Below are 3,258 nucleotides of genomic sequence, written 5' to 3'. Positions count from 1 at the left end.
CTGGTGACTGGTGACTGGTGACTGGTGATTGGTGACTGGGAAAGAAAGATGAATAAACCAATAACCAATAACCAATAACTAATAACCAATAACTAATAACTAACAACTAACAACTAACAACTAACAACTAAAGACAAATCAGGAGTGAAAAACGGGTGGTAGATTTTGGTACAGTGATAACGGCAATGATCACGCCGTTTAAAGCAGATGGTAGTGTTAACTATGAAGTAGCTGGAAAATTAGCAGCAAATTTAGTTGACAATGGTACAGATACATTAGTGATATGTGGAACAACAGGTGAATCTCCCACGTTAAGCTGGGATGAAGAGTATCAACTGTTTGTGGAAGTGTTGCAATCTGTAGCAGGGAAAGCAAAAGTAATTGCTGGGTGTGGTTCAAATTCTACCAAAGAAGCGATCGCAGCAACCGAAAAAGCAGCTAGAATAGGAGTACATGGTTCTTTACAAGTTGTACCTTACTACAACAAACCACCCCAAGCAGGACTATACAAACACTTTCAGGCGATCGCTCAAGCCTGTCCTGACCTACCGATGTTGTTATATAATATTCCTGGTCGGACTGGTCAAAATTTGAGTCCAGAAACAGTTGTGCAATTAGCACAAATCGACAACATTGTGGGAATTAAAGAAGCCAGTGGTAACTTAGATCAAGCTAGTGAAATTCGCCGCTTGACACCACAGGAATTTCAGATTTACGCTGGAGATGATTCTTTAACCTTGCCTATGTTAGCGGTTGGGGCTAAAGGCGTGGTGAGTGTGGCTTCTCATCTGGTAGGTAATCAACTAAAACAGATGATAGAGTCCTTTAATGTAGGCAACATTCAAATTGCTACTGAGATTCATTTACAACTATTCCCTTTGTTTAAAGCTTTATTTTTAACAACAAATCCCATTCCTGTTAAACAAGCATTAAAACTTCAAGGTTGGAACGTTGGTTCAGTTCGTCCACCGCTGTGCGAAGCTGACGCAGAAATCTGTCAGAAGTTAGAGGATGTGTTGCATAAACTTAGTTTAATCTGAGCGCCAATATATTGGATACTAGCCAGATGCTGGTTTCCCAGATACTTATAAATAAAAAGTAATAATTGCTTCTAGGTTGCAATTTAAACATCTGTGCTACAACTGAACGATATAAGAATCTTTTTTGATCAGAAGCTACGGGAACGGGGTCAATTACTTTTATTTATTCAATACCAAATTGATTGAATATCAGAAGTGGAAATTGGCTATTTTGACATTGAATTATATAGACATTTGATGTTGTCTTTCATACAAGAACGCTAACTATCAACTGATTAACAACTCACACAAGATACAGGAGAAAATGGCTAGAAACGAAGCTAACTCAGCCCTGAAAATTATTCCATTGGGCGGTTTACATGAAATAGGAAAAAATACCTGTGTTTTTGAATACGAGGATGAAATTGTCCTCTTGGATGCAGGGTTGGCTTTTCCCACCGAGTCCATGCACGGAGTAAATATTGTACTACCTGATACAACTTATTTACGGGAAAATCGCCATAAAATCAAAGGCATGATCGTTACTCATGGTCATGAAGACCATATTGGTGGTATTGCTTTTCACCTGAAACAATTTGACATCCCCGTGATTTATGGACCAAGATTAGCAATGGCCATGTTAGAGGGGAAATTAGAAGAAGCAGGAGTACGCGATCGCACAGAATTAAGAACAGTTCTTCCTCGTGATGTCGTCAGAATTGGTAAAGCCTTTTTTGTCGAATACATCCGCAACACCCACTCTATTGCTGATAGTTTTACCGTTGCTATTCATACTCCATTAGGTGTAGTTATCCATACAGGAGACTTTAAAATTGACCATACCCCTGTAGATGGCGAAAAGTTTGATTTACAGCGCCTAGCGGAACATGGGGAAAAAGGTGTACTTTGCTTGTTAAGTGATTCCACTAACTCAGAAGTACCAGGATTTACACCTTCTGAACGTTCCGTTTATCCCAACCTTGACCGGGTATTCTCCCAAGCTAAAGGGCGTTTATTTGTTACTACCTTTGCTTCCAGTGTGCATCGGATCAATATAGTGTTGCAACTGGCCAAGAAACATAACCGAGTAGTGACAGTTGTGGGACGTTCAATGCTAAATTTGATTGCCCATGCCCGGAATTTAGGTTATATCAAATGTGAAGATAGCCTATTTCAACCCTTGCATACTGTCCGGGGTTTACCGGATGAGAACGTACTGATTTTAACAACAGGTTCTCAAGGTGAGTCAATGGCGGCCATGACTCGCATTGCTAACAAAGAACACCCCCATATTAAAATTAGGGAAGGAGATACAGTTGTTTTCTCTGCTAACCCCATTCCTGGTAATACCATTGCGGTGGTAAACACCATTGATAAATTGATGATCCAAGGCGCTCATGTGGTCTACGGTAGAGATAAGGGCGTTCACGTTTCTGGACACGGTTGTCAAGAAGAACAAAAACTCATGCTGGCTTTAACTCGTCCTAAGTTCTTTGTTCCTGTTCATGGTGAACATCGGATGTTGGTGAAGCATTCGGAAACTGCTCAGAGTATGGGCATTCCCAAAGAAAATATGGTGATTATTCAGAATGGGGATGTGATAGAACTAACTGAAGAATCTATCCGTGTTGCGGCTAAAGTAGCTTCGGGTATTGAACTGGTGGATACAACGAGTTCTGGAATGGTGAGCGCCAAAGTGTTGCAAGAACGGCAAACGATGGCTTCTGAAGGACTGGCGACTATTGCGGCTGCTGTTGATTGGAATGGTAAACTGTTGGCTAGACCAGAAATTCACCTGCGGGGTGTGGTGACAAGTATTGAGCGATCGCTGTTATTGAAATGGGTACAGCAACGCATTGAGGAAATTTTGCGGGTTCGTTGGTCTGAGTTTGTGACGGGAAATGAACCCAATGATATAGACTGGGGCGGTTTACAAGGCACTTTAGAGAAGGAGTTGGCCCGTTCTCTGCGTCGGGAGTTACAATGTCAAGCTTCTGTGACTTTGTTGCTGCAAGTTCCTGAACAACCGCCTGAACCTGCTGTGAAGGTTTCTGATGGTAGAAGACGGCGTACTCGTTCTACTGCTGTGGCTTCTTAATTAGGGTTTGCTGAATAAACCTAAAACCTTGATATATCAAAGGTTAGAGGCTGATAAACACAGAAATTAGTGCAAGGGTTTTGAAGGGTATACCGGAAAAAGTGTGCATTTTTGGGGATTTCAAGAGATGGCAAAGAAATT

General features: G+C 41.3%; 2 protein-coding genes. Both read left to right on the top strand.

All coding sequences use genetic code 11. The features are described from left to right. Positions 1-155: 155 nt before the first annotated feature. Complete coding sequence (gene dapA / locus PN497_RS19285; RefSeq protein ID WP_096570087.1) at positions 156-1,040, top strand: 4-hydroxy-tetrahydrodipicolinate synthase; 885 nt, start codon at positions 156-158, stop codon at positions 1,038-1,040. Positions 1,041-1,344: 304 nt separating this feature from the next. Further along, a complete protein-coding gene (locus tag PN497_RS19280) occupies positions 1,345-3,117 on the top strand; it encodes a ribonuclease J (RefSeq protein ID WP_096570089.1) in 1,773 nt (590 codons plus the stop codon). The last annotated feature ends 141 nt before the right edge of the window (positions 3,118-3,258 follow it).

This window comes from Sphaerospermopsis kisseleviana CS-549 (assembly GCF_028329225.1).
GTDB classification, from domain to species: domain Bacteria; phylum Cyanobacteriota; class Cyanobacteriia; order Cyanobacteriales; family Nostocaceae; genus Sphaerospermopsis; species Sphaerospermopsis kisseleviana.
The sequence above is the reverse complement of the archived record's forward strand: the minus strand, read 5'-3'. Positions and strand labels throughout refer to the sequence as shown.